Origin of the sequence: Variovorax sp. efr-133-TYG-130 (genome assembly GCF_030208835.1) — a bacterium.
Taxonomy (GTDB): domain Bacteria; phylum Pseudomonadota; class Gammaproteobacteria; order Burkholderiales; family Burkholderiaceae_C; genus Variovorax.
Genome location: NZ_JARVTD010000010.1, coordinates 303,825 through 328,072 on the forward strand (window position 1 = coordinate 303,825; position 24,248 = coordinate 328,072).

At 68.7% G+C, this 24,248-nt stretch carries 27 protein-coding genes; 12 read left to right on the plus strand and 15 right to left on the minus strand.

What is annotated here, in order from left to right; translation table 11 throughout:
* Positions 1-111: 111 nt before the first annotated feature.
* Genes QRN67_RS12840 through QRN67_RS12850 form a run of 3 tightly spaced genes read left to right on the plus strand, consistent with a single transcriptional unit; the run spans position 112 to position 2,260 of the window.
* Positions 112-672 (plus strand): isochorismatase family protein, encoded by a 561-nt coding sequence (locus QRN67_RS12840; RefSeq protein ID WP_285412072.1) that lies wholly within the window; start codon positions 112-114, stop codon positions 670-672.
* Positions 669-1,295, plus strand: a complete 627-nt coding sequence (locus tag QRN67_RS12845) for a DJ-1/PfpI family protein (RefSeq protein ID WP_285412073.1) — start codon at positions 669-671, stop codon at positions 1,293-1,295. The genes QRN67_RS12840 and QRN67_RS12845 overlap by 4 nt, the downstream gene beginning before the upstream one ends.
* The gene (locus QRN67_RS12850) at positions 1,256-2,260 is read left to right on the plus strand and encodes a GlxA family transcriptional regulator (protein ID WP_285412075.1); all 1,005 of its coding nucleotides are present in this window, start codon (positions 1,256-1,258) and stop codon (positions 2,258-2,260) included. The genes QRN67_RS12845 and QRN67_RS12850 overlap by 40 nt, the downstream gene beginning before the upstream one ends.
* A gap of 24 nt (positions 2,261-2,284) precedes the next feature.
* On the opposite strand, the gene QRN67_RS12855 is transcribed toward QRN67_RS12850, so the two are convergent.
* From QRN67_RS12855 to murJ, 5 genes are all read right to left on the minus strand, one after another.
* Entirely contained in the window at positions 2,285-3,577 is a 1,293-nt protein-coding gene (locus QRN67_RS12855; RefSeq protein WP_503010894.1) for an RNA polymerase sigma factor, read from the minus strand.
* A gap of 28 nt (positions 3,578-3,605) precedes the next feature.
* A complete protein-coding gene (locus QRN67_RS12860; protein WP_081270629.1) occupies positions 3,606-4,037 on the minus strand; it encodes a YciI family protein in 432 nt (143 codons plus the stop codon).
* A 139-nt stretch (positions 4,038-4,176) separates the two neighbouring features.
* Positions 4,177-4,605 carry a bleomycin resistance protein gene (locus tag QRN67_RS12865; RefSeq protein ID WP_081270630.1) on the minus strand — a complete coding sequence of 143 codons (429 nt, stop codon included), beginning with the start codon at positions 4,603-4,605 and terminating at the stop codon, positions 4,177-4,179.
* A 1-nt stretch (position 4,606) separates the two neighbouring features.
* Positions 4,607-5,458: a SirB1 family protein gene (locus QRN67_RS12870; protein ID WP_106935263.1), complete on the minus strand. Its 852-nt coding sequence runs from the start codon at positions 5,456-5,458 to the stop codon at positions 4,607-4,609.
* Between the two features lie 41 nt (positions 5,459-5,499).
* A complete protein-coding gene (murJ, locus tag QRN67_RS12875; protein WP_285412077.1) occupies positions 5,500-7,053 on the minus strand; it encodes a murein biosynthesis integral membrane protein MurJ in 1,554 nt (517 codons plus the stop codon).
* Positions 7,054-7,182: 129 nt separating this feature from the next.
* Here murJ and rpsT point away from each other — a divergent pair, with 129 nt between their 5' ends.
* Positions 7,183-7,497 (plus strand): 30S ribosomal protein S20, encoded by a 315-nt coding sequence (gene rpsT, locus QRN67_RS12880; protein WP_007831346.1) that lies wholly within the window; start codon positions 7,183-7,185, stop codon positions 7,495-7,497.
* Positions 7,498-7,634: 137 nt separating this feature from the next.
* Here rpsT and QRN67_RS12885 read toward each other — a convergent pair whose 3' ends face one another.
* Entirely contained in the window at positions 7,635-7,964 is a 330-nt protein-coding gene (locus QRN67_RS12885; RefSeq protein ID WP_081270633.1) for a DUF3579 domain-containing protein, read from the minus strand.
* A 160-nt stretch (positions 7,965-8,124) separates the two neighbouring features.
* Here QRN67_RS12885 and QRN67_RS12890 point away from each other — a divergent pair, with 160 nt between their 5' ends.
* The 8 genes from QRN67_RS12890 to QRN67_RS12925 all read left to right on the plus strand — a co-directional run bounded on the left by QRN67_RS12890 (position 8,125) and on the right by QRN67_RS12925 (position 15,378).
* On the plus strand, positions 8,125-9,333 hold the full coding sequence (locus QRN67_RS12890) for an aspartate aminotransferase family protein (RefSeq protein WP_081270634.1): 1,209 nt from the start codon (positions 8,125-8,127) through the stop codon (positions 9,331-9,333).
* Entirely contained in the window at positions 9,330-10,265 is a 936-nt protein-coding gene (gene argF / locus QRN67_RS12895) for an ornithine carbamoyltransferase (protein WP_081270635.1), read from the plus strand. Before QRN67_RS12890 ends, argF begins: the two co-directional genes overlap by 4 nt.
* A gap of 28 nt (positions 10,266-10,293) precedes the next feature.
* The gene (locus QRN67_RS12900) at positions 10,294-10,851 is read left to right on the plus strand and encodes a hypothetical protein (protein WP_285412079.1); all 558 of its coding nucleotides are present in this window, start codon (positions 10,294-10,296) and stop codon (positions 10,849-10,851) included.
* On the plus strand, positions 10,848-11,162 hold the full coding sequence (locus QRN67_RS12905; protein WP_285412080.1) for a YkgJ family cysteine cluster protein: 315 nt from the start codon (positions 10,848-10,850) through the stop codon (positions 11,160-11,162). The genes QRN67_RS12900 and QRN67_RS12905 overlap by 4 nt, the downstream gene beginning before the upstream one ends.
* 78 nt (positions 11,163-11,240) lie before the next feature.
* The gene (kynB, locus tag QRN67_RS12910) at positions 11,241-11,891 is read left to right on the plus strand and encodes an arylformamidase (RefSeq protein WP_081270638.1); all 651 of its coding nucleotides are present in this window, start codon (positions 11,241-11,243) and stop codon (positions 11,889-11,891) included.
* A 10-nt stretch (positions 11,892-11,901) separates the two neighbouring features.
* Positions 11,902-13,179, plus strand: coding sequence for a kynureninase (gene kynU / locus QRN67_RS12915; protein ID WP_285412081.1), 1,278 nt, complete (start codon positions 11,902-11,904; stop codon positions 13,177-13,179).
* On the plus strand, positions 13,176-14,024 hold the full coding sequence (kynA, locus tag QRN67_RS12920) for a tryptophan 2,3-dioxygenase (protein ID WP_285412082.1): 849 nt from the start codon (positions 13,176-13,178) through the stop codon (positions 14,022-14,024). Before kynU ends, kynA begins: the two co-directional genes overlap by 4 nt.
* A gap of 103 nt (positions 14,025-14,127) precedes the next feature.
* Positions 14,128-15,378, plus strand: a complete 1,251-nt coding sequence (locus QRN67_RS12925; protein WP_285412083.1) for an SMI1/KNR4 family protein — start codon at positions 14,128-14,130, stop codon at positions 15,376-15,378.
* An 18-nt stretch (positions 15,379-15,396) separates the two neighbouring features.
* Here QRN67_RS12925 and QRN67_RS12930 read toward each other — a convergent pair whose 3' ends face one another.
* The 9 genes from QRN67_RS12930 to QRN67_RS12970 form a co-directional block, all read right to left on the minus strand.
* Positions 15,397-16,581 carry an FAD-dependent monooxygenase gene (locus QRN67_RS12930; protein ID WP_285412084.1) on the minus strand — a complete coding sequence of 395 codons (1,185 nt, stop codon included), beginning with the start codon at positions 16,579-16,581 and terminating at the stop codon, positions 15,397-15,399.
* A gap of 5 nt (positions 16,582-16,586) precedes the next feature.
* Positions 16,587-16,877, minus strand: a complete 291-nt coding sequence (locus QRN67_RS12935) for a DUF6587 family protein (RefSeq protein WP_285412085.1) — start codon at positions 16,875-16,877, stop codon at positions 16,587-16,589.
* Positions 16,878-17,007: 130 nt separating this feature from the next.
* The gene (gene feoB, locus QRN67_RS12940; protein ID WP_285412087.1) at positions 17,008-18,903 is read right to left on the minus strand and encodes a ferrous iron transporter B; all 1,896 of its coding nucleotides are present in this window, start codon (positions 18,901-18,903) and stop codon (positions 17,008-17,010) included.
* Positions 18,896-19,195 (minus strand): FeoA family protein, encoded by a 300-nt coding sequence (locus QRN67_RS12945; RefSeq protein ID WP_081270644.1) that lies wholly within the window; start codon positions 19,193-19,195, stop codon positions 18,896-18,898. The genes feoB and QRN67_RS12945 overlap by 8 nt, the downstream gene beginning before the upstream one ends.
* Before the next feature lie 204 nt (positions 19,196-19,399).
* Entirely contained in the window at positions 19,400-20,236 is an 837-nt protein-coding gene (efeO, locus tag QRN67_RS12950; RefSeq protein ID WP_106935274.1) for an iron uptake system protein EfeO, read from the minus strand.
* 52 nt (positions 20,237-20,288) lie between these two features.
* A complete protein-coding gene (gene efeB / locus QRN67_RS12955) occupies positions 20,289-21,614 on the minus strand; it encodes an iron uptake transporter deferrochelatase/peroxidase subunit (protein ID WP_081270645.1) in 1,326 nt (441 codons plus the stop codon).
* 19 nt (positions 21,615-21,633) lie between these two features.
* On the minus strand, positions 21,634-22,824 hold the full coding sequence (efeO, locus tag QRN67_RS12960) for an iron uptake system protein EfeO (RefSeq protein ID WP_285412088.1): 1,191 nt from the start codon (positions 22,822-22,824) through the stop codon (positions 21,634-21,636).
* An 8-nt stretch (positions 22,825-22,832) separates the two neighbouring features.
* Complete coding sequence (gene efeU / locus QRN67_RS12965; RefSeq protein ID WP_081270647.1) at positions 22,833-23,669, minus strand: iron uptake transporter permease EfeU; 837 nt, start codon at positions 23,667-23,669, stop codon at positions 22,833-22,835.
* Between the two features lie 113 nt (positions 23,670-23,782).
* A complete protein-coding gene (locus QRN67_RS12970) occupies positions 23,783-24,247 on the minus strand; it encodes a metallophosphoesterase family protein (protein ID WP_285412089.1) in 465 nt (154 codons plus the stop codon).
* Position 24,248: the final 1 nt, after the last annotated feature.

Below are 24,248 nucleotides of genomic sequence, written 5' to 3' on the forward strand. Positions count from 1 at the left end.
TCAGCGATGTCCGGATCTGATCGATCTTGGTCCGGCACCGAGCGGCTCGCCGGCTGGCCGCGCGAAAGAATCGGGGGCATCATCCACTCCGCACCCTTGCGAGCCGCCGCCATGAAAACCTGTCTGATTGTGATCGACGCACAGGAGTCGTTCCGCCATCGCCCCTACTGGAACGAAAGCCTGGCCGCCGCCTACCTGGGCGCCCAGAACGCCCTGATTGAAGGCTGCACAGCCGCCGGCCTGCCGGTCGTGCGGGTCTTCCACACCGACGGGCCCTCGGACGCGAGCAACCCCTTCGCAGTCGAATCCGGCCATGTGCGTCCCATCGCCGGGCTGGCGCATTTCGAGGCCGCCGCCACCTTCACCAAGCACCGCCACAGCGCGCTGGTCAACAGCGGGCTCGACGTGTGGCTCACGCAGAACGGCATCGGCCGGCTGATCGTGAGCGGCATCCGCACCGAGCAGTGCTGCGAAACCACCACCCGCCACGCGTCCGACCTGGGCTGGCAGGTCGACTATGTGACCGACGCCACCCTGACCTTCGACATGGTGCAGCCTGACGGCAGGCCGCTGTCGGCCGCCGACATCAAGGCCCGCACCGCGACCGTGCTGCATGGCCGCTTCGCCACCGTCTGCACCGTGGCGCAGGCGCTGGAACGGGCCGTGGCATGAGCACCCTGCGCGTAGTGATCCTGGCGTTCGACGGCGTGGAAGCGCTCGATTTCGCCGGCCCCTTCGAGGTCTTCACCACCGCAAGCCGCGTCAGCCAGCGGATGCGACCGGGCACTGCCGCGCCCTTCGAGGTGGTCTCGGCCGCCCTGGGCCAGCCGGTGCAGGCGCGCGCCGGCCTGCAACTGCTGGCCAATCACACGCTGGCAGACAGCCCGCAAGCCGACGTGCTGGTCGTTCCCGGCGGCGTGGTCGACGCGCCGCTGGCGAGCCCCGACACCCTGCGCTGGATCGCCCGCAACGCGGCCGGCGCGCAGGTGGTCGCCTCGGTCTGCACCGGCGCCTTCCTGCTGGCCGCCAGCGGCGTGGTCACCAGTGACGCCGTCACCACGCACTGGGAAGACATCGCCGACCTGCGCGCGCAGTTCCCCGCGCTGAACGTGCGCGAAGACCTGCGCTGGGTCGATACCGGGCGCATCGTCAGCTCGGCCGGCATCAGCGCCGGCATCGACATGAGCCTGCACCTCGTGGAGCGCCTGGCCGGCCGCGAACTGGCCGAGCGCACCGCGCGCCAGATGGACTACGCATGGACCCGCAACCCCGCCGGCACCAGCCCATCCGCGTAGTTTTCGTCCTCCTGCCCGGCAGCCTGGTGCTCGACTGGGCCGGCCCGGCCGAGGCGCTGCGCATCGCCAACCAGCGGCTGCGGGCCATGGGCCAGCCCGAGCGCTTCGCGATCGAGTTCGCAAGCCCCCGGCCGACCGCGATGGGTTCGGTCGGCGTCGCGCTTTCCGGACTCGCGCCGCTGCCTGCGCAGTGGGACGGCCCCGGCTGGGTCGTGCTGGTCGGACTGCCCGGCGACACCATCGCCGTCGACACCCCGGAGGCGCAAGACCTGTTGCACTGGCTGCGCGGCCAGCGCTTCGAGCGCGGCGGCCTGGAACTGGTGACGATCTGCGCCGGCGCCGTGCTGGCGGCGCATGCCGGCGCGCTCGCGGGCCGTCGCGCGACCACGCACCATCATCACCTGGGCGAACTGCGCACGGCGGAGCCGCGCTGCGACGTGGTGGCCAACCGGGTGTTCGTGATCGACCCGCCGGTCTACAGCAGCGCGGGCGTGACGACCGGCATCGACCTCGTGCTGCACCGCATCGCAGAACTCTGCGGCGAGGCGCTGGCGGCGCAGGTCGCGCAGACCATGGTGGTGGCGCTGCGGCGCGGCCCGCAAGACCCGGAGCTGTCGCCCTTCCTGGCCTACCGCAACCACCTGCATGCCGCGCTGCACCGCGTGCAGGACGCGGTCAGCGAGCAGCCGCAGGCCGACTGGAGCGTGCCGCGCATGGCAGAGGTGGCACATACGTCGGCACGGCATCTCACGCGGCTTTTCATGGAGCATGCGGGCGTCGCGCCGCTGGCCTATCTGCGCAGGCTGCGGCTGGCGGTGGCGCAGCTCGCGCTGGCTTCCGGCGCCAGCGTCACGCGGGCGGCGGAGCAGTCGGGCTTCGGCTCCGACACGCAATTGCGCCGCGCGTGGCACCAGTTCGGCTTGCCGGGTTCGCCCTCGGAGGCCGGCCAGGCTTTCAAGGCCTGAGCTGCTGCACCCGGCGCCGGGCGTTCACCCGGCCATGCAGGCCCGCGCACGCGCGAGCAGCAACGCACGCTCGCGCGTGTTGCGCGTGAGCGCGGCGGCGCGGTCGAACTCCCTGCGCGCCTCGTCGTGGCGGCCGAGCTTGAACAGCAGGTCGCCGCGCACCGTCGGCAGCAGGTGGTAGCCCTTGAGCGCGGGCTCGTCCATGAGCGCGTCGACCACCTCCAGCCCCGCCGCCGGTCCGAAGGCCATCGACAGCGCGACCGCCCGGTTGAGCTCGACGATGGGCGAAGGCGCGAGTTCGGCCAGCGCGTCGTAGAGCGCGGCGATGCGCGCCCAGTCGGTTTCGTCGGCCGTGCGCGCACGGCCATGGCAGGCGGCAATGGCGGCCTGCAGCGCGTAGGGGCCGAGCGCGCCGCCGAGCGATTCGGCGCGTGCGAGCGCGGCCAGGCCGCGGCGGATCAGCATGTGGTCCCAGCGCGCACGGTTCTGCTCGAGCAGCAACACCGGCTCGCCCGAGGCGCCGACGCGCGCGGCGGTGCGCGAGGCCTGGATTTCCATCAGCGCGACGAGGCCGTGCACTTCCGCCTCCTTGGGCACCAGCTCGGCCAGGATGCGGCCGAGGCGCAGGGCCTCGTCGCACAGCGCGGGGCGCATCCAGTCGTCGCCGGCAGTGGCCGAGTAGCCTTCGTTGAAGATCAGGTAGATCACTTCGAGCACCGAAGCGAGCCGGCCTTCCAGCTCGCGGCGGCGCGGCACCTCGAAGGGCACGCGCGCCTCGGCCAGCGTGCGCTTGGCGCGCACGATGCGCTGCGCCACGGTGGCCTCGGGCACGAGGAACGCGCGGGCGATCTCGTCGGTCGCGAGGCCGCCCATCAGACGCAGCGTGAGCGCCACGCGCGCCTCTGTCGACAGCACCGGGTGGGAGGCGGTGAACACCAGCCGCAGCAGGTCGTCGCCGATGTCGTCGTCCAGCGCCGCATCGACCGCGTCGGCGAAGTCGGCCTGCGCCATTTCGTGCTGCGCATCGAGCTCGCGGCCGATCTCGCCGGCCTTGTGCTCGGCCAGTTGCCGGTGGCGCAGGCGGTCGAGCGCGCGGCGCTTGGCCACGGCGGTGAGCCAGGCGGCGGGGTTGTCGGGCACGCCTTCGCCGGGCCACTGCTCGAGGGCAGAGACAAGCGCGTCCTGCGCCAGTTCTTCGGCCAGGCCCACGTCGCGCACCATGCGCGCGACGGTGGCGATGATCTTCGCGGACTCCATGCGCCACACCGCCTCGACGGTGCGGCGGATGGCACCCTCGCGGCCCTCTTCTGCGGTCACGGCGGCTCCCGCGATGCGCCGGGAGCTGTCAGCCGCCGGTCTTGCCGCGGGCCTCGGTCTCGGCGCGCAGGCGGTCTTCCTGGGCAAGAAGCTCAGGCGTCATGGCGTCGCCGAAGTCGGCGGCCTCGAACACCTGGCGGATCTCGATCTCGCCCTCCTGGAAGGGACTGCGCTTGATCCACTCGATGGCTTCTTCCTTCGACTTCACCTGGAACAGCCAGAAGCCGGCCAGGAGCTCCTTGGTCTCGGCGAAGGGGCCGTCGATGACGGTGCGCTTGGTCGGGCCCTCGCAGCGCACGCGCGCGCCCTTGGAACTGGGGTGCAGGCCCTCGCCGGCCAGCAGCACGCCGGCCTTGACCAGTTCTTCGTTGAACTTGCCCATGGCGGTGAGGATTTCGGTGCTGGGCATCACGCCGGCTTCGGAATCGGCGTTGGCCTTGACCAGAATCATGAATCGCATGTCTTTTCTCCTGAAGTTGATGAGGCTGGGAGCCGCTGGAAACTGCTGCTCCTGTTCACACGTCGGACGAGCGGAAGTCGGATCGACACGGCGGCATCGATCTATCTGTAATTTTGTGTTTCCGGCCCGAGACGGTCAGTCAGGGCAAGGAACTGCAGAAGCGCAGCACATGACCGTCGGGTTCGCGGATCGCGAATTCGCGCAGGCCCCAGGGCTGGGACACCGGCGGTTCGACGACCGTCACGCCGCGTTTCAGGTAAGCCGCATGCAGGCCGTCGATGTCCTTGCCCACGTGGATCACGATTTCGCCGCGCCAGGGCACGGCCCCGCGGGTGTTGCACTGCCACAGCCGCAGGTAGACCGGGTCGCCGTAGCTGCGGTCGCCCTTCTTCACGCGGGCATAGCTGGGCGGTTCGCCGGCGATGAAGTCGAGCTCGAAGCCCAGCACGTCGCGAAACCAGCGCGCGGCGCGCGACACGTCCGACACCGGCAGCACCGGCTGCACGCCGTGGAACTCATGCAGGGTGCCCAGGTCGGGCGCCGGGCTCACACCGGCCTTGGTGTCCATCTCAATTGGCCATGCGGCGCAGGGCGGCGACGCGCTCGGCGATCGCGTCGATGTCCAGGGCGTCTTCGGCCTTCGACAGGTAGGTTTCGAGGTCGCGCACGGCCTGCGTGGTGTTGCCCTGCTCGGCGTGCGCGATGCCGCGGTCGCGGTATTCGCCCCAGGCGCCGGGCAGCAGGGCGATCAACCGGTCCTGCACGGCAATGACGCGCAGCCAGTCTTCCTGCGCGTGGTGCACTTCCTTCAGGTTGCGCAGCATGCGCGCGATGATCTCGCGCGAGCTGGCCGGCTGCAGGTACAGGCCCAGCGGCACATCGAAGTCGCCCACCAGGCCGTTGCTGCGCTTGTAGGGCTCGAGCCGCTCCCCGAGCTCTTCGCGCGACAGCGACTTGCCGGTGAACGGATCGATCACCACCTGCCCCTTGGGCAGCGTCACCTTGAGCATGAAGTGGCCCGGGAAGCCGATGCCCCGCGCCTGCAGGTCCAGGCCCTGAGCCAGTTCCATCCACAGCACCGCCAGCGAAATCGGAATGCCGCGGCGGGTGCGCAGCACGGCGTTCAGGTAGCTGTTGTCGGGGTCGTAGTAGTCGTTGAGATTGCCGCCGAAGTTCAGGTCATTGAAGAAAAACTGGTTCAGCGCGCGCAACCGCGCCAGCGGGGCCGCGTCGGCGGGCAGGCGGCGCTTGAGGCGGGCCAGGAGCTGGTCGACGTCGCCCAGCACCTGCTGCACGTCGAGGTCGGGGTACTCGTCCTGCGCCAGGCTGGCGGCGGCTTCGAGCAGCGGAAAGTGATCGTCGCTGCGGACCAGCGATTCGAAATACTCCAGCGCGGAGGGAACCTGAAAGCTGAACGTCATGTGTCTTTGTAGAGGAGCCCGCCGGGGGCGTCAAGGCGTGTTCAGCGGCGCAGAAAACTGCGCAAGCGAACGCCCGCCGCCGCCAGCACGCCGAAGTACACCACCACGGAAGCGGCGATCAGCGCGGCCAGCAGGCCGATGCGCAGCAGGCGCTGCGCGCGCAGGCCGACCCAGTCGAAATGCGCCGAGCCCCACGCCAGCAGCGCCGCCAGCACCAGCGTGCCCGCCAGCACCTGCAGCGCGAACTTGCCCCAGCCGGGTTCGGGCTTGTAGCTGCCGCGGCGGATCAAGCCGGCCAGCAGCCAGGCCGAATTGACCAGCGCCCCGATGGCGATGGTCAGCGTGAGCGCCGCGTGCTGCAGCACCGGCACCAGGAAGACGTTGAGCACCTGCGTCAGCACCAGCACGCCCACGGCGATGAGCATCGGCGTGCGCGTGTCGTGCTTGGCGTAGTAGCCGGGCGCGAGCACCTTCACGGCCACGATGCCCACGAGGCCGACGCCGTAGCCCATCAGCGCCAGGGTCGTGCGGCCCACGTCCTCGCCGGTGTAGGCGCCATTGTGGAAAAGCACCGCCACAAGGGGCCTGGCAAAAAGCAGCAACGCGATGGCGCAGGGCGCCGAAAGCATGACCACGAGGCGCAGGCCCCAGTCAAGCAGCGACGAATAGCGCGCATCGTCCTTGGCTGCACGGGCGCTGGAGAGCTGCGGCATCAGCACCACGCCGAGCGCGACGCCGAGCATGGCGGTGGGAAATTCCATCAGCCGGTCGGCATTGGTGATCCATGTCACGCTGCCCACCGCGAGGTGCGAGGCGATCTGCGTATTGATGAGCAGCGAGATCTGCGCCACGCTGACCCCCAGCAGCGCGGGCAGCATCAGCCTGAGCACCTTGCGCGTGTTCGGGTCGGTCCACGCGGTGCGCAGCGCCCGCAGGCTCACGCCGATACGCGGCAGCAGCCCGAGCCTGCGCAGCGCCGGGATCTGCAGGGCCAGTTGCAGCACGCCCCCCACCAGCACGCCCACGCACTGCGCGTAGATCGGCTCCACGCCCCAGCGCCGGAAAAGCGGCGCGCCGATCACGATCGACAGGATCAGCGCGATGTTCAGCAGCACCGGCGAAGCCGCCGGCACCGCGAACTTGCGCCAGGTATTGAGAATGCCCCCCGCCAGCGCCACCAGCGACATGAAGCCGATGTACGGGAACATCCAGCGCGTCATGACCACGGCCGAGTCGAAGCCCGGCAACCCGCTTGCCATCGCCCAGACCATCAGGGGCGCACCGACGACGCCGCCCACGCAGACGATGAGCAGCGTCCAGGTCAGCAGCGTGGCGACATGGTCGATCAGCTGACGCGCGCCTTCCTGGCCGTCTTCTGTCTTGCGCGCGGCCAGCACCGGCACGAAAGCCTGGCTGAAGGCGCCTTCGCCGAAGACGCGGCGAAACAGGTTGGGAATGCGGAAGGCGACGTTGAAAGCGTCGGTCAGCGCGCTGACGCCGAAGACCGAGGCGAAAAGCACGTCGCGCACAAGGCCCGTGATCCGCGAAGCGAGAGTCAGCAGGGAGACGGTGGAGGCGGATTTGAGCAGGGACACGGGGGCCGAGTTTAGGCCCCGCCGGCCGCGGGAACGGGCCGATTCGGGCGCGAATTGGGAGAAAGGGCCAACCCGGCCTATAATGGAGGGCTTTGCTGCATCATCCTCAGACACCTAAGGAACTAAATCATGGCATCCGCCAAGCCCAAGAAAAAGAACCCGCGCCTCGCCTCCGGCCGTAAGCGCGTCCGCCAGGACACCAAGCTCAACGCTGCGAACACCTCGCTGCGCTCCAAATACCGTACCGCTGTCAAGAACGTCGAAAAGGCTGTTCTGGCTGGCGACAAGACCAAGGCAAGCGAACTGTTCGCGAAGGCCCAGAGCATCGTCGACACCGTCGCCGACAAGGGCATCTTCCACAAGAACAAGGCCGCCCGCGACAAGAGCCGCCTGTCGGCCAAGGTCAAGGCCCTCGCCCTGGCGCCTGAAAAGGCCGCCGCCTGACACCTGTCAGGCAAGCCCGGACCGGAATTCTCCGGTCCGCCGTTTGATCGGGGTGCGCTGCAGCAAAGTGTAAAAAACCGCCTTCGGGCGGTTTTTTCATGCCTGATCGGCTCGCAAAAAAGAAAAAGGCCTGTCTGTCAGGCCTTCTTGGGGGGGATGGGTGTGTCGGGCACCAGGCAGGCCTCGGCGACCTGCAGGTCGTTGTCTTTCGCGAAGTTCACGCAGAAGTCCCAGGCCATGGGCTCGGCATCGCGCAGCGCGCGGTTCACGACCACGCACTTCACGCCGTTGATGGTCGTCGGCACGCACCAGGGGGAGTAGCTCAGGTAGCTGCCGGGAAAGGCGCCGCCGGGGCGGAAGGAGCTCATCACGCCGGCAAGGCGCTCGGCCCAATCGCTCGGGCGAAAGGTCCGTCCATCCTTGGTGATGCCCTGGATGAAGATTTCTTTGGCTGTGGGGGAAATCATCGTTGAATGAGGCGCCCGAGCAGGTGCTGCGGTGCAACACGCAATTCTATCTGCGCCACTTTTTGCATCCTGAACATGGGGCATTGCTGTAATGCGGAATCCTCAACGAAGCCGTTAAACCGCACGCCTAGAATCCGCGTTCCCTATCTGGAGAACCCGAATGAGCGCTACCGCCCAGCCCACCTCGCCCCACGTCATGAACACCTACGGTCGCCTGCCGATCGCACTGTCGCACGGCCAGGGCTGCCGAGTCTGGGACACCTCGGGCAAGGCCTATATTGACGGCCTCGGCGGCATTGCCGTCAACACCCTGGGCCACAACCACCCCGAGCTGGTGCCCGCCCTGCAGGACCAGCTGACCAAGCTGATCCACAGCTCCAACTACTACCACGTGCCCGGCCAGGAACAGCTGGCCGCCAAGCTGACCGAACTGTCGGGCCTCACCAACGTCTTCTTCTGCTCCACCGGCCTCGAAGCCAACGAAGCCGCCCTGAAGCTGGCCCGCAAGTACGGCCACGACAAGGGCATCGAGCGCCCCGAAATCGTCGTCTACGAAGCCGCCTTCCACGGCCGCAGCATCGCCACGCTGTCGGCCACCGGCAACCCCAAGGTGCAGGCCGGCTTCGGCCCGCTGGTCGAGGGCTTCATCCGCGTGCCGCTGAACGACATCGAGGCGCTGAAGAAGGCCACCGAGGGCAACCCGAACGTGGTCGCCGTGTTCTTCGAGACCATCCAGGGCGAAGGCGGCATCCACCCGATGCGCTGGGAATACCTCAAGCAGGTGCGCGCGCTGTGCGACGAGCGCGACTGGCTCATGATGATCGACGAAGTGCAGTGCGGCATGGGCCGCACCGGCAAGTGGTTCGCCCACCAGTGGGCGGGCATCAAGCCCGACGTGATGCCGCTGGCCAAGGGCCTGGGTTCGGGCGTGCCGATCGGCGCCGTGGTGGCCGGCCCCAAGGCCGCCGGCATCTTCGCCCCCGGCAACCACGGCACCACCTTCGGCGGCAACCCGCTGGCCATGCGCGCCGGCGTCGAGACCATCCGCATCATGGAAGAGCACAAGCTGCTCGAGAACGCCGCCACCGTGGGCGCCCACCTGAAGGCCGCGCTGGAGCGCGAGATCGGCGGCCTGCCGGGCGTGAAGGAAGTGCGCGGCCAGGGCCTGATGCTGGGCATCGAGCTCGACCGCCCCTGCGGCGTGATCCTGAACCGCGCCTGCGACGCCGGCCTGCTGCTGAGCGTGACGGCCGACAAGGTGATCCGCCTAGTGCCGCCGCTCATCCTGACCATCGCCGAGGCCGACGAGATCGTCGCCATCCTCGCGCCCATCGTCAAAGCCTTCCTGTCGGAGCCCGCACCCCAATGACGACCGCCACCGCGAACACGAACATCCGGCACTACCTGCAGTTCGCCGACTTCACGGCCGACGAATACGCCTACCTCTTCGACCGCATGGCGGTCATCAAGAAGAAGTTCAAGACCTACGAGAAGCACCAGCCGCTGGTCGACCGCACGCTGGCCATGATCTTCGAGAAGGCCAGCACCCGCACCCGCGTGAGCTTCGAGGCCGGCATGTACCAGCTCGGCGGCAGCGTGGTCCACCTGACCACCGGCGACAGCCAGCTGGGCCGCGCCGAGCCCATCGAGGACAGCGCCAAGGTCATCAGCCGCATGGTCGACATCGTCATGATCCGCACCTACGAGCAGACCAAGATCGACGCCTTCGCGGCGCACTCGCGCGTGCCGGTCATCAACGGCCTGACCAACGAGTTCCACCCCTGCCAGATCCTGGCGGACATCTTCACGTACATCGAGCACCGCGGTTCCATCCAGGGCAAGACCGTGGCGTGGGTCGGCGACGGCAACAACATGGCCAACACCTGGCTGCAGGCGGCCGAGATCCTGGGCTTCACGGTGCACGTGAGCACGCCCAGCGGCTACGAGGTCGACCAGTCGATCGCCGGCATCCGCTCGGGCGACAGCTACAAGGTCTTCAAGGACCCGATGGAAGCCTGCCGCGGCGCCGACCTCGTCACCACCGACGTCTGGACCAGCATGGGCTACGAAGCCGAGAACGAAGCCCGCCGCAAGGCCTTCGCCGACTGGTGCGTCGACGAGGACATGATGCGCGCCGCCCAGCCCGACGCGCTCTTCATGCACTGCCTGCCCGCCCACCGCGGCGAGGAAGTGCAGGCCGAAGTCATCGACGGCCCGCAGTCGGTGGTGTGGGACGAGGCGGAGAACCGCCTTCATGCCCAGAAGGCGCTGATGGAGTTCCTGCTGCTCGGCAGGCTCTGAGAAGCTTTCGATCCACCGGGGCCCGCGCATGGAGCTGATGACCCGCTACCTTCCGCGCTACCAGTTCGCGGAAGAACACAGCCTCCACGTGCCGGCCTCGCCTGCTCGCGTGCTCGACATGGCGGCCCGGCCCGATGTGGTCGACGACCCGGTCGCCCGCCGCCTGATCTCGCTGCGCGAGTTGCCGAACCGGCTGGCCGGGCGCCTGGGCTTCGCGTCGGCGCTGCAGAACCGGCCGGCATTCAGCCTCGGCGAATTCACCCAGCTCGGCCGAGACGGCGAACGCGAACTCGCTTTCGGCCTCGCGGGCCGCTTCTGGCGGTCGGACTACGGACTGGTCCCGCTCGCCGATGCCCGCGCCTTCGCCGCGCTCGATGCCACGGGCATTGCCAAGCTGGTGCTCAATTTCACCGCCCAGCCCGAGGGCCAGGGCACGCGCCTGACCACCCGCACCCGCGTCTGGTGCGGCGACGATTTGGCACGCCGCCGCTTCACCCCCTACTGGCTGCTGATCCGGCCCGCGAGCGGGCTGATCCGTCGCCGCCTGCTGAGGCGCGTGCACGACGCCGCCCTTCTTGCCCCATGAACCCCTGCCAGCAATGCGGCGCCTGCTGCGCCAGCTACCGCGTCGACTTCAGCGTGCACGAACTCGACGACAACGGCGGCAGGGTGCCGTCCGGCCTTGCCGTCGAGGTGAACGACAGCCTCTGCCGCATGCGCGGCACCGATCACACGCCGATGCGCTGCGCCGCCCTCACCGGCAAGATCGGCGAATCGGTGAGCTGCGGCATCTACGAATGGCGGCCCAATCCGTGCCACGAGCTGCAATCGGGCAGCGACGCCTGCGAGCGCGCGCGGGCCCGCCACGGGCTGCCGGCGCTGTCGTCGCCGCACTGAGCCTGCGCTTCAACTCGTCACGCAGGGTGTTGGAAATAACCGACACCACGACCCCTCGCCCGGCGCTAACTTCGCGCCATGGCTCCATCACATCAGCATCGCATCTGGGACATTTCGCCGCCCGTGCATGAAGGCGCGCCGGTCTTTCCCGGCGACACGCCCTACCAACAGCGCTGGGCCGCGACCATCTCGCCCGGCTGCCCGGTGAACGTCAGCGAGATCAAGCTCTCGCCCCACGTCGGCGCGCACGCCGACGCCCCGCTGCACTACGACCCCGAGGGCCAGGCCATCGGCAACGTCGACCTCACGCCCTTCCTCGGCCCCTGCCGCGTGATCCATGCGATCGACAAGGGCCCTCTGATCGAGTGGGAGCACATCGCACACGCCATCGACAGCCACCTGCCCCAGCGCGTGCTGGTGCGCACCTACGACAGCATGCCGGTCGGCCACTGGGACCCGCAGCTCGCGGCCTATGCGCCCGCCACCGTCGAGCGCCTCGCGGCCATGGGCGTGAAGCTCATCGGCATCGACACCGCCAGCATCGACCCGGCCGACAGCAAGACGCTGGAGAGCCACCAACGCATCCGCCGCCTCGACCTGCGCGTGCTCGAGAACCTCGTGCTCGACGACGTGCCCGAAGGCGACTACGAACTCATCGCGCTGCCGCTGAAGCTGGTCAGCGCCGATGCCTCCCCCGTTCGCGCCGTGCTGCGCGAACTTCCCCGCTGAAACCTCCACCATGACGACACTTGCAGACTGCCGCGCGCTCGACGCGCAAGACCCGCTGCGCGCCCTGCGCGACCAATTCATCGTGCCCGAGGGCGTGCTCTACCTCGACGGCAACTCGCTCGGCGTGATGCCCAAGGCCGCGCCCGCGCGCATCGCCGAAGTCGTGACCAAGGAATGGGGCGAAGGCCTCATCCGCTCCTGGAACACCGCGAGCTGGTTCGACCTGCCGCAGCGCCTGGGCGACAAGGTGGCCCGCCTGATCGGCGCCGCGCCCGGCGAAGTGGTGTGCACCGACAGCACCTCGGTCAACCTCTACAAGGTGCTGTTCGCTGCCCTGTCGCAGCAGAAGGACAGCGGCCGCAAGCTGGTGGTGAGCGAGCGCAGCAACTTCCCGACCGACCTCTATATTGCCGAGTCGCTGTGCCGTGAGCGCGGCTTCACGCTCAAGCTGATCGACGCAAGCGAATTGCCCGGCGTGCTGACCGACGAAGTGGCCGTGCTGATGCTCACGCACGTCAACTACCGCACCGGTGCCATGCACGACATGAAGGCCGTCACCGCCGCCGCGCATGCGGTGGGTGCGCTCACGGTGTGGGACCTCGCGCACAGCGCGGGCGCCGTGCCGGTTGCGCTGAACGACAGCAACGCCGACTACGCCATCGGCTGCGGCTACAAATACCTCAACGGCGGCCCCGGCGCGCCGGCCTTCGCCTGGGTGCACACGAAGCACGCGGGCGCATTCGAGCAGCCGCTGTCCGGCTGGTGGGGCCATGCGGCGCCCTTCGAGTTCACGCCGCACTACCGCCCTGCCCCGGGCGTGGGCCGCTACCTGTGCGGCACGCAGCCGATCATCGCGCTGGCCGGGCTCGAATGCGGGCTCGACACCGTGCTCGCGGCCGAGTCGTTCAACGGCGACCACGGCGCGATGGCCGCGCTGCGCACCAAGTCGCTCGCGCTGACCGACATGTTCATCAGGCTGGTCGAGGAGCGCTGCGCCGGCCACGGCCTCTCGCTGGTCACGCCGCGCGACCATGCCCAGCGAGGCTCACAGGTCTGCCTCAGTCGCGAGGAAGGCGCCTACGCCATCGTGCAGGCACTCATCGCGCGCGGCGTCATCGGCGACTACCGCGCCGGCGACTCGCAGATGCCCGACATCCTGCGCTTCGGCTTCACGCCGCTGTACATCGGCTTCGAGGACGTGTGGAACTCGGTCGAGCATCTGGTGCAGGTGCTCGAGACCGGCGAGTGGCGACGCCCTGAATTCAACCGCAAGAACGCAGTGACATGAGCACCGAACACAGCCCCGAGCGCATCGTCCACGAAGAAAAGGCGCAGCTGGACTTCAGCAAGTCCATGAGCTACGGCGACTACCTGCACCTCGACGAGATCCTCAACGCGCAGCATCCGCTCTCGCCCGCGCACGACGAGATGCTGTTCATCGTGCAGCACCAGACCAGCGAGCTCTGGATGAAGCTCATGCTGCACGAGCTGCGCGCCGCCACCGCCTGCATCGCGGAAGAAAAACTGGCCGACGCCTTCAAGATGCTGGCCCGCGTGAGCCGCATCATGGAACAGCTGGTGAGCGCGTGGACCGTGCTCTCGACCATGACGCCGCCCGAATACACGGCGATGCGCCCCTACCTCGCCAACTCCAGCGGCTTCCAGAGCGCCCAGTACCGCTGCATCGAGTTCGCGCTCGGCAACAAGAACGCCGCCATGCTCAAGCCGCACGCGCACCGCGCCGACCTGCTCGCGCAGGTGGACGCGGCCTACCGCGCGCCTTCGCTGTACGACGAGTCGCTGCGCCTGCTCGCGCGCCACGGCCTGCCCGTGCCCGCCGACCGGCTGGAGCGCGACTGGACGCAGCCCTACGAAATGAGCGACGGCGTGGAGGCGGCATGGCTCACCGTCTACCGCAATCCGCACGATCAATGGGACCTGTACCAGCTCGGCGAGAAGCTCACCGACCTCGAAGACGCATTCCGCCTCTGGCGCTTCCGCCACGTGACGACGGTCGAGCGCGTGATCGGTTTCAAGCGCGGCACCGGCGGCACCGGCGGCGTGAGCTACCTGCGCAAGATGCTCGACGTGGTGCTGTTCCCCGAGATCTGGAAGCTGCGCACGGACCTCTAGATCTGCAGCCTCGCCGTGCAAACGCCCTCATGAGGCCGGGGTGGTCCGGATTGTTCCTTCGGTGCAACGCGCTACAGTTTTGGAAACAACGGAGGCCACCGCCATGCACGACATCCGGTTCACACCCGAAGAGCTTTCCACCCTGCGCGAACACGGCGTCGTGCTTTTCGCCAACCGCGTGATCTTCGACGCGCAGCCGCCGATGCCCCAGGAACGGATTGCCGCCGTGCAGTCGCTGTGCGCGGGGCCGATCCCCGATGGGCTGCTCGCGCTGTGGGAAGTCACCGCGGGCGGGCGGCTCGACTACGACCTGTCGCTCGAGATGAACGGCAACCTCGAAGGCATCAGCTGGACCGAGCTGTTCTGGAACGGCAGCGACGGCTATCACGACCTGCAGGGCTGGATCGACCACGAACTGGAACTGGCGCAGGAAGCCGCCGAAGAAAGCGGCGAACCATGGAGCGGCAAGCTCACGCACCTGCCCTTCGGCGGCTTCGAATACACCGACCGCATCTACGCGGTGGTCGAGCCCGGCGCCGAGCACGGGCAGATCGTTGCATGGAAGAAAGGCCTGCCGCCGGCCTGGACGCATGCGCTGCATGAAGACAGCGTGAACACCGTCGCCTCCGACCTGATGGGCGCCTTCGCTGCGCTGCACCTGGACGAAGACCCGCTGGCCCCCACGAGCGACTATTTCGCGGGGCAGACGCTGCTCGAATACTTGGACGACCGGCACGAGGAACACGGGCTCGACCTCGACCTGATGGACAAGCTGGTCGCCTTCTATTCGCGCGCCGTGGTCGACTGGCGCACGCCCCTGGCCGAAGGCACGCTGCGCCACAAGCCATCGCTCGCACGCGTGGCGCTGCGGCACGCCATCGCGACGGACGACGCCGACATGGTCGCCCAGCTTGCCGCCGCGGGCGTGGGCTTCGACGGGCCGCTGCAAGGCAGTGCGCTTGCGGTCGATGTCGCGGTCGGGAATGGCGCCTTCGCCGCCGCGGCGGCGCTGGTGCGTGCCGGTGCGCCGGTGCCTGCGGACGCGCTGGGCAGCATCGACGGGCAGATCTCGCCCGAACTCACGGCCGCGCTGCTGGCCAACGGTGCGGAGCCCGACGTGGCGGCCATCGTGAAGTGCGCGGCCTGCGGTGCGCCCGCGAGCGCGCACCTGATCGCCGAAGCCTGCGAGCGGGCAGGCATCGACGTGGCACCGGCCTTCGTCGCGGACCGCGATGCGATGCTGCTGGAACTGGAGACCACGCTGGCGCAGATGCAGGACGGCAAGCTGGGCCACTACCTGGGGCAGGAAGGAATCGCCGAGCGCATCGAACACCTGCAGGCGTTCCGGCTCTAGGGCTCCAGGGCTCCAGGGCTACCCGCCGTAGAGCCAGGGCTGGTCGAGCAGCTTCGCGCCCAGCAGGCGCATAGCCATGTCTCGGCCCAGCCGCACCGCGCCGGTCGCGTGGAAGATTTCGCCGTTGCGGCGCGCCCTGGCCTGCACCTGCGCATTGCGCGCCCAGCGCGCCTCGGCATAGCGCGCGAAGGCCGCCGGCACCTCCGCCGCGTCGCCCTCGCCCAGCGCATCGGCCAGCGCCAGCGCATCTTCGATGGCCATGCCCGCGCCCTGCGCGAGGTAGGGAACCATCGGATGCGCGGCGTCGCCCACCAGCGCGACGCGTTCGTGCGCCATGTCGGCTGCGCAGGTCATGGGCGCCCGGTCGCCGAGCGACCACGCGCGCCAGGCGGGCATGGCGTCGAGCAGCGACTGCAGGGTGCCGCAGCTGCGGCCCATGGCCTGCCTGAGCGCGGCGATGCTGCTGGCCTGGTCCCAGTCGCGAGCGTCGCCCGCGGGCGCCGATTCTGCGATCACGACCACGTTGAGCCAGTCGCCGCCGCGCACCGGATACGCCACCGCATGCAGGCGCGGCCCCAGCCACACGTCGACCTGCCGGCGGCGCAGCGCAGCGGGAAGCTTCGCCTGCTCGATCATCGAGCGCCATGCCGTGTGGCCGGTGACGCGGGGCGGCTCCGCGGCCGACGGGGTGTCGAGCTGGCGCCGCACCAGGCTCCAGAGGCCGTCGGCGCCGACGATCGCCTCGCCTTCCCAGGCGCGCGCGTCGGTGCTCGACATGCATACCAGGTCGTCGCTGGTCTCGACCTGCGTGATGCGCGCGGCGGTGACGAGCGTGCCGGTGCCGCGCGCACGCACGGCGTCGAGCAGCAGCCCGTGAAGGTCGGCACGGTGCACGCAGAAGTAAGGGGCGCCATAGCGCTGCTGCATGGCATCGCCGAGCGGCATGCGGGCCAGGTCGGAGCCGCTGTCGGCGCTGTGGACCACGAGCGCATCGGGCCGCGCCGCGATGGCCGCGAGCCCCGGCCCCAGGTCCAGCTGCTGGAGGCGCCGCGTGGCGTTGGGGCCGAGCTGCACGCCGGCGCCGATTTCGCCGAAGACGGCGGCCTGCTCGAAAACGTCGGCCCGGTGCCGATGGCGGGAAAGCGCCAGCGCGGTAGCCAGCCCCCCGATGCCGCCCCCGGCGACGAGGATGTGCGCGGGCATCGGTCTCAGCGGCTTTGCGTGGACGCGCGGGTCGTGGTGGCCTTGTCGGCTTCCGTGGGTTTGAGGGGAGTCTTGGGAGCGCAGCTTCCGCAGCTGTCGCACGAGCCGCAGCCCGATGTCCTGGCGAGGGATGCGGCCAGTTCCCTGGCGCGCTCTTCGTCGACCCAGCCCGCGCGATGCGTGCCGGCCGCGAGCTTCTGCGCGGCACCACGCCGCCAGCCTGCGGGCATCCAGCGCCAGACCGCGTAGAACGCGGCGGCGGCGACGATGAATCCGACGATCAGTTGTTGCGTCATATCTCGAATACTCCAGTCCCCAAGCCTACTCCAGGAATACCGCGGAACCGGCTTTGCCGGGCCGCAGGTATTGCCCCCTGCAAGGGGGTTGGCGGCCACACGAAGTGGGCAAGCCTGGGGGTTTGCTTTTTTACCCTGCTCCGAGTGCCACTGCAACGCGATAGGTGATGAAGCAGGCCATATACGCGAGGGCGAAAAGGTACCCGGCCATGATCCACACGTACTTCCACGAGCCGGTCTCGCGCTTCACCGCGGCGAGCGTCGAAATGCACTGCGGCGCGAACACGTACCAGACCAGCAGCGACAGCGCGGTCGCCAGCGACCAGCTGCCCGCGATCAGCGGTTCCAGCTGGCCCGCCACGTCGTCGCCCGTGGCCGACAGCGCGTACACCGTGCCCAGCGCGCCCACGGCCACTTCGCGCGCGGCCATGCCCGGCACCAGCGCGATCGAGATCTGCCAGTTGAAGCCGATGGGCGCGAAGATGTGCTCCAGCCCGCGGCCGATCATGCCGGCCAGGCTGTACTGGATGGCCGGTCCGGTCGCGCCTTCTGGCGGCGACGGGAAGGTCGAGAGAAACCACAGCAGGATGGTCAGCGTGAGGATGATCGTGCCCACGCGCTGCAGGAAGATCCATGCGCGCTCGTACAGGCCCAGCGCCAGGTTGCGCGGGTTGGGCCAGCGGTAGGCGGGCAGCTCCATCATCAGCGGCGAATGCGCGGTGTTGTCGCGGAAGCGCTTCATCACCCACGCCACGGCCATGGCCGAGACGATGCCGAACACATACAGCGCGAACAGCACCACGCCCTGCAGGTTGAACACCCCGCCCACGGTGCGCGCCGGAATGAAGGCCGCGATGAGCAGCGCATACACCGGCAGCCGCGCCGAACAGGTCATGAGCGGCGCGATCATGATGGTAGTGATGCGGTCGCGCCAGTTGCTGATGGTGCGCGTGGCCATCACGCCCGGAATGGCGCAGGCAAAGCTCGACAGCAGCGGAATGAACGAGCGGCCCGACAGGCCCACGGTGCCCATCACGCGGTCGAGCAGGAAGGCCGCGCGCGGCAGGTAGCCGGAGTCTTCGAGCGCGAGGATGAACAGGAAAAGAATCAGGATCTGCGGCAGGAAGACGATGACGCCGCCCACGCCCGCGATCACGCCGTCGACCAGCAGGCTCTGCAGCATGCCTTCGCCCATGTGCGCCTTGATGAGGCCGCCGAGCGCCTCGGTGCCGGCCTTGATGGCGTCCATCGGCACGTTGGCCCAGCTGAACACCGCCTGGAACATCAGGAACATGGTGACGGCCAGCACCAGCATGCCCCACACGGGGTGCAGCACCAGGCGGTCGATGCGGTCGCTGGTGGCGAGGCTGCCGACCGGCTCCTTCACCGTGAGGCCGAGGATGCGGCGCACCTCGCGCTGCGTGGCCAGCACGTCGTCCAGGCCAGGCGCCTGCCAGGGCTGCGGCGCGGCGGCGGCCACGGGGGCGTCGAGCGCCTCGAGCAGGCCCTGCGCGCCGCCGGTGTGCACGCCGACAGTCTCGATGACCGGCACACCCAGCTCGCGCGAGAGCGCGGCCTTGTCGACCACGATGCCCTGCTTGCGGGCCATGTCGGTCATGTTGAGCGCCACCACCATCGGCAGGCCGAGCCTCCTGGCCTCGAGCACCAGCCGAAGGTTCAGCCGCAGGTTGGTGGCGTCGGTGACGCACACCAGCAGGTCGGGCAGGGCTTCCTTGCTCTGGCCGGTGACGATGTCTCGGGTCACGGCCTCGTCGGCGCTCAGCGCATTCAGGCTGTAGGCGCCCGGCAGGTCGAGCACGAACACGCGCCTGCCCGAGGGCGTGCGCAGCGTGCCTTCCTTGCGCTCGACGGTCACGCCGGCGTAGTTGGCCACCTTCTGGCGGCTGCCGGTGAGCAGGTTGAACAGCGCGGTCTTGCCGCAGTTGGGATTGCCCAGCAAGGCGATGCGGCCCGGCTGCGCGGTGGGCGCAAAGCCGCCGGGGCCCTGGATGACGGCCTCAACCATGGTTGGCAGCCCCCGGCGTCACGTGGATGAGCGCGGCCTCGTGGCGGCGCAGCGCGAAGGTGGTGTGCCCCAGCCGTACGGCCAGCGGCTCGCGCCCGGGAATGCCGCTGGCCACGATGCGCACCGCTTCGCCCGGCACGAAGCCGATTTCGGTCAGGCGCAACACGAGTTCGCGGTCATCCGCGCTCTCGGGGCGCGCCACGTCGATTACGGTGGCCCACTGGTTGTCGGGAAGCTGGTCGAGGTGCAGGACGGCGGATGCCGGCGCTGCGCCGTTGTCTTTGGTGTGCACGGTGAGAGGGCGCCCTGAATATCGGCGCGCCAAGTAAGCAATACCCGAATGCTATCAATTCTCACTCGCGCAAACCTGACCACCCTTCAAAAAGGCGGGGTGCAGCCCAGAAACACCGCGGAACTGGCTATGCCAGGCCGCAGGTGTTGCCCCCGGTAGGGGGAAGGCGAAGCGACACGAAGTGCGCGCAGCCTGGGGGCGAGCCTAGTTCAGCCCGAGCATGCCGCGCAGCTTGGACAGGTCTTCGGCCAGCGTATTGACGCGGCCCGCCAGCAGCTTGCGGTCACGCTCGGTGAGCTTCGAATAGGTTTCGAAGCCGCCGTCGGCCGTCCTGTACTTGGCCAGCGTGTCGAACACCACCTTGAAATTGGCGTCGGTCTTGTCCGAGAAGGCCTTGTTTTCCTTCACGACCAGCGGGCGCAGCAGTTCGACGATCTTGAAAGCGCCCTCGAAATTCGACTGGAAGTCCCACAGGTCGGTGTGGCTGTAGCGGTTTTCCTCGCCGGAGATCTTGGTCGCGGCCACTTCTTCCATCAGCACCGCGGCGCCGCCCACCACCTTCTCGGGCGGGAAAGTCAGCGCACCCAGGCGCTTCTGCAGTTCGAGCACGTCTGCCAGCAGCTTGTCGGCCACCGGGTTGAGCTCCTTGGTGTTCTTCTGCACCCACAGGCCGTATTCGATGCGGTGGAAGCCGCCGAAGGCCGGGTCTTTCTCGGCCTTTTCGTGGTCGTCGGCGCGCGAGTCGATCGCCTTGTCGAGGTCGTTGAACAGCTCGGCCACCGGCTCGATGCGCTCGTAGCTGGTGCGCGTGGGCGCATACAGCTTCTTCGCCTTCTCGATGTCGCCGGCCTTCACCGCGGCGGTGAAGGCGCGCGTGTCCGCGGCCAGCTTGCGCACGTTCTCGGCGACGTAGATCTTGTAGTCGGAGATCGGTCCGACCAGCTCGAGCGGCGACACGGCGGCCTGTGCGCCAAGGGCACAGAGCCCGGCGAAGCCTGCGACGAAAGTGGCGAGGAAGTGGCGGCGGAACTGCACGGTCATGGATCTCCTTGTTCTGGGCAGTGGTGAAAAAACTTGTGGCACCGATGCCGCCTCAGGCGGCCATCAGGCTGCGCCCCAGCCAGTCGTGCTCGTCCCGCACGCCCGGCAGCGTGAAGAAGAAGCCGCCGCCGATCGGCTTGATGTATTCCTCGAGCGGCTCGCCGTCCAGGCGCTTCTGCACCGCGATGAAGCCGTTCTCCAGGTTGGCCTGGTAGCAGATGAACAGCAGCCCCATCTCGAGCTGGCCCGACTTGGTCACGCCGTTCGAATAGTTGAAGGGCCGGCGCAGCATCAGGTTCTTGTCAGAGGCCTTGGTGCGCGGGTTCGCCAGGCGGATGTGCGCGTCCATCGGCGTGGCCTTGCCTTCGGGGTCCTTGGTGTAGTCGGGCACATCGTGCTCGGTCTTGCCGCCGTCCATCGGCGCGCCGGTGGGCTTGAGGCGGCCCATGATGGCCTCCTGCTCCTGCAGCGGCGTGCGGTCCCAGCGCTCCACGAAGTTGCGGATGATGCGCACCGCCTGGTAGCTGCCGCCCACGGCCCAGGCGGGCTCGTCGCCGCCGGGCTGCACCCACACGATGCGGTCCATGAGCTTGTCGTCGGCCGAGTCGGGGTTGGCGGAGCCGTCCCTGAAGCCGAGGAAATTGCGCGCGCTCTCGGCCGGCTTGCCGGGCACCGCCGGAATGGGCGGCACGGTGCCTTCCTGCTTCCAGTGCAGCACCAGCAGGTCGGGCGTGTTCTTGATGATGTCGCGCAGCGCGTGGATGTTGGTGTCAGGCGTGTTGGCGCAGAACTGGATCGACAGGTCGCCGTGGCACAGCGCGGCGTCGAGCGCGTCGTTCGGGTGGCGCTGCATCTGGTTCAGCCGCAGGGGTTTTTTCTTCTCGAGGCCGAAGCGCTCGTCGAACAGCGAAGTGCCGACCGACACCGTCACCGTCAGCCCGTCGGGCTGCACCACGGGCCCGAGGATGCCGGAGCCCGCGGGCGGCAGCCTGGGGTCGGGGTCGGTCTGCGGGCCGCCCTGCGTGAGGAAGGCTATGCGCTCGGTGAGCGTGCGGAACAGCCGCTCCAGGTCGGCGCGGTTCTCGGCCAGCACGTAGAACGACGCGATCATGCCGGCCGTCGGGCGCGGCGTGACGATGCCGGCCTGATGCCTGCCACGAAAGGGCACGCGGTCTTGCGTGTGGGTGCTCTGCGGCGCGTCGGTCACTTGCGCGCCGCTGTCCGGCGAATTGGGCGGGCCGGAAGGCGCGGCGCCAGCACGGGCCGAGGCGGCCAAGCCCGCGAAGGCGACGCCGGCGGCGCCGAGCATGCGGCGGCGGTGCGGTGATTCGGGTCGTCCCTCGGGCGGGACGGCTTCGTTGAACTTCGACTTTTCCATGGGGATGCCTGCTCTCACGTCATTCCAGGCCGAGCGCCGCGTTGACCTTGCCGAGTTCCTCGGCCAGCGCGCGCACGGGTTCGGCCAGTGCCTTTCTTTGCGCCTCGTCCAGCGGCGCGGGCTTGAAGCCCTCGCCATCGCGGTACGGGGCCAGCGCGGCGTCGAAGGCCGCGAAGCGCTCGTCCACGCTCTTCTGCAGCGCGGGCGCCGCCTTTACCAACAGCGGCTGGAGCAGCTCGGCAATCTTCTTCGTGCCTTCGTAGGTGCCTTGCAGGTTGGCGGCTTCGGCGTGGCCGTAGTGGTCTTCGCCGCCGGCGGGCAGGTTGTCGGCCACGCGGCGCAGCAGCTTGGAGGCCGAGCCCGCGAGCCGCTCCGGCGGCATGTTGAGGCCGCGCAGGCGCTCCTTGAGGGTGCCGATGTCGCCCGTGAGCTTCTCGACCATGGGCGCGAGGCCCTTCACGTCGTTCTGGCTGTACAGCGCGTACTCGATGCGATGGAAACCGGTGAAGCCGGGGTCAGCCTCGCGCTTCTCGAAGTAGTCGGCGCGTGCGTTGATGCGGGTGTCGAGGTCGGCGAACAGCTCGGCCATCGGCTCGATGCGCTTGTAGGCCTGGTGCGCCGGCGTGTAGAGCGCCCTCGCCTGCTGCAGGTCGCCGGCCTTCACCGCCTCGGACAGCGCACCCACGGCGTCTTCGAGCGAGCCCGCCTCCAGCCGCAGGAAGGTCTGGTATTCGGCCAGCGCGCCGACGTAGTTGACCAGCGACGGCCGCGCCGCTTCGGCATCGGACGCGGCCGAAGGCGTGACGCGCAGCTTGCCGCGCGGGTTGCTCAGCAGGCCGCAGGTGATGGCGAACTCGCCCGGCTGCAGCTTGACCGTCATGGTCTGCGAGAAGCCGGGCGCGATGTTCTCGCGCTCTTCCACCACCATCACGCCGTCGAGAATTTCCCACTCGAGCGCGCGGTTCGACTTGTTGACGATGGTGAAGGTGGTGCGCCCCGCGGGCACGGTGATCTCGTTGGGGTCGCAGGCGTTGCCCTGGATCGTGACGGTGACGGCGTTGTCGGCCGCCTTGGGCGGCGCCTTGCGGGCCTCGTTCGAGGCATACCAGAAGGCCGCGAGGCCGGCGACCACCAGCAGCGCCGAGCCGGCCACCGCCGCGCGCATCAGTTTCGAGGTGGAGGGCTTGTTGTCGGAGGAGGAAGAAGACATTGCGGGTCTCAGCGGGCGGCGGCCGCGCGTGGCGCCGGCGCGGGGGCCGGACGCAAAAAGAAGAAAAGGGCGACGGCTAAAAAGGCCAGGTAGACGATGACCTCGCCCACCACGGGGGCGGCCTGGTAGCCCAGCAGGCCCGAGAGCACGGCGCCCACCGGGCTGTCCATCGGCAGCTTGTCGCTCATGTCGAACACCACCGTCTGCAGGTGGTTCCACACGCCGCCTTCATGCAGCTTGCGCAGGACGCCGGCCAGCAGGCCCGCGGCCACCAGCAGGATGAAAAGGCCGGTGAAGCGGAAGAAGCGGCGCAGGTCGAGCCGCACGCCACCTGAATAGAGACCCCAGCCAACGACCACCGACACCGCGATGCCGGCCAGCGCGCCCACGGGCGCTTCCCAGCCGCTGCTCTGCTGGAACACGGCCAGCAGGAAGAACACCGACTCCAGCCCTTCCCGCGCCACCGCGAGAAACACCATGCCGATCAGCGCCCAGCCCTGGCCGTCCGCGCCCTTGGCGAGCGCGCTGTCGATGGAGGCCTGCAGCTCGCCCTTGATCGAACGCGCCGCCTTGCGCATCCAGAACACCATCGACGTCAGCATGACCACCGCGATGAGCCCGACCACGCCTTCGAACAGCTCCTGCTGCTTCTGCGGAAACTCCGCCGCGAGCAATTGCAGGCCCGCGCCCGCGAACAGCGAAAGCGCGGCGGCCAGCAGCACGCCGACCCACACCGCCGGCATCAGCGCGCCGCGTCCGCTTTGCTTGAGGTAGCTGGCAACGATGCCGACGATCAGCGCGGCTTCGATGCCTTCGCGCAGCATGATGAGAAAGGGAATGAGCATCGGCTTCTGGATTCAGGGCATGGAGAGCCCAGGAGCCAACGAGCATACCGCATCAAATAAGATCCATTCTCATTTGATGGCTTTGATTACCGAATGGTAATGAAAGCGATGTGTCAGGCGCCGATTTCGTGGATGCGAGCGGTGAGCGCGCCGCCGTCGATCCGCAATTCAGCCAAGGCAACGGGCAGCTTGAAGCGGCGCGGCCCCGCGCTGCCCGGATTGACGTACAGCACGCCGCCCCGCTCCTCGAGCTTCGGCTTGTGCGAATGGCCCGAGACGACCACGCGCACGCCGGCTGCCGCCGGATCGATGCCGAGCTGCGACAGATCGTGGATCGCATACAGCTGCACGCCGCCGAGCTCGACGAGTTCGGTTTCCGCGATGCCGTCGGCCCAGGCTTCGCGGTCGTTGTTGCCGCGTACCACCGTCAGCGGTGCCAGTTCGCGCAGCGCATCGAGGATGCCCGGATCGCCGATGTCGCCGCCATGCACGATGTGGTCGCAGCCCCGGAGGGCCGCGACGGCCTGCGCACGCAGCAGGCCATGGGTGTCGGAGATGAGCCCGACCCGCGTTACCACC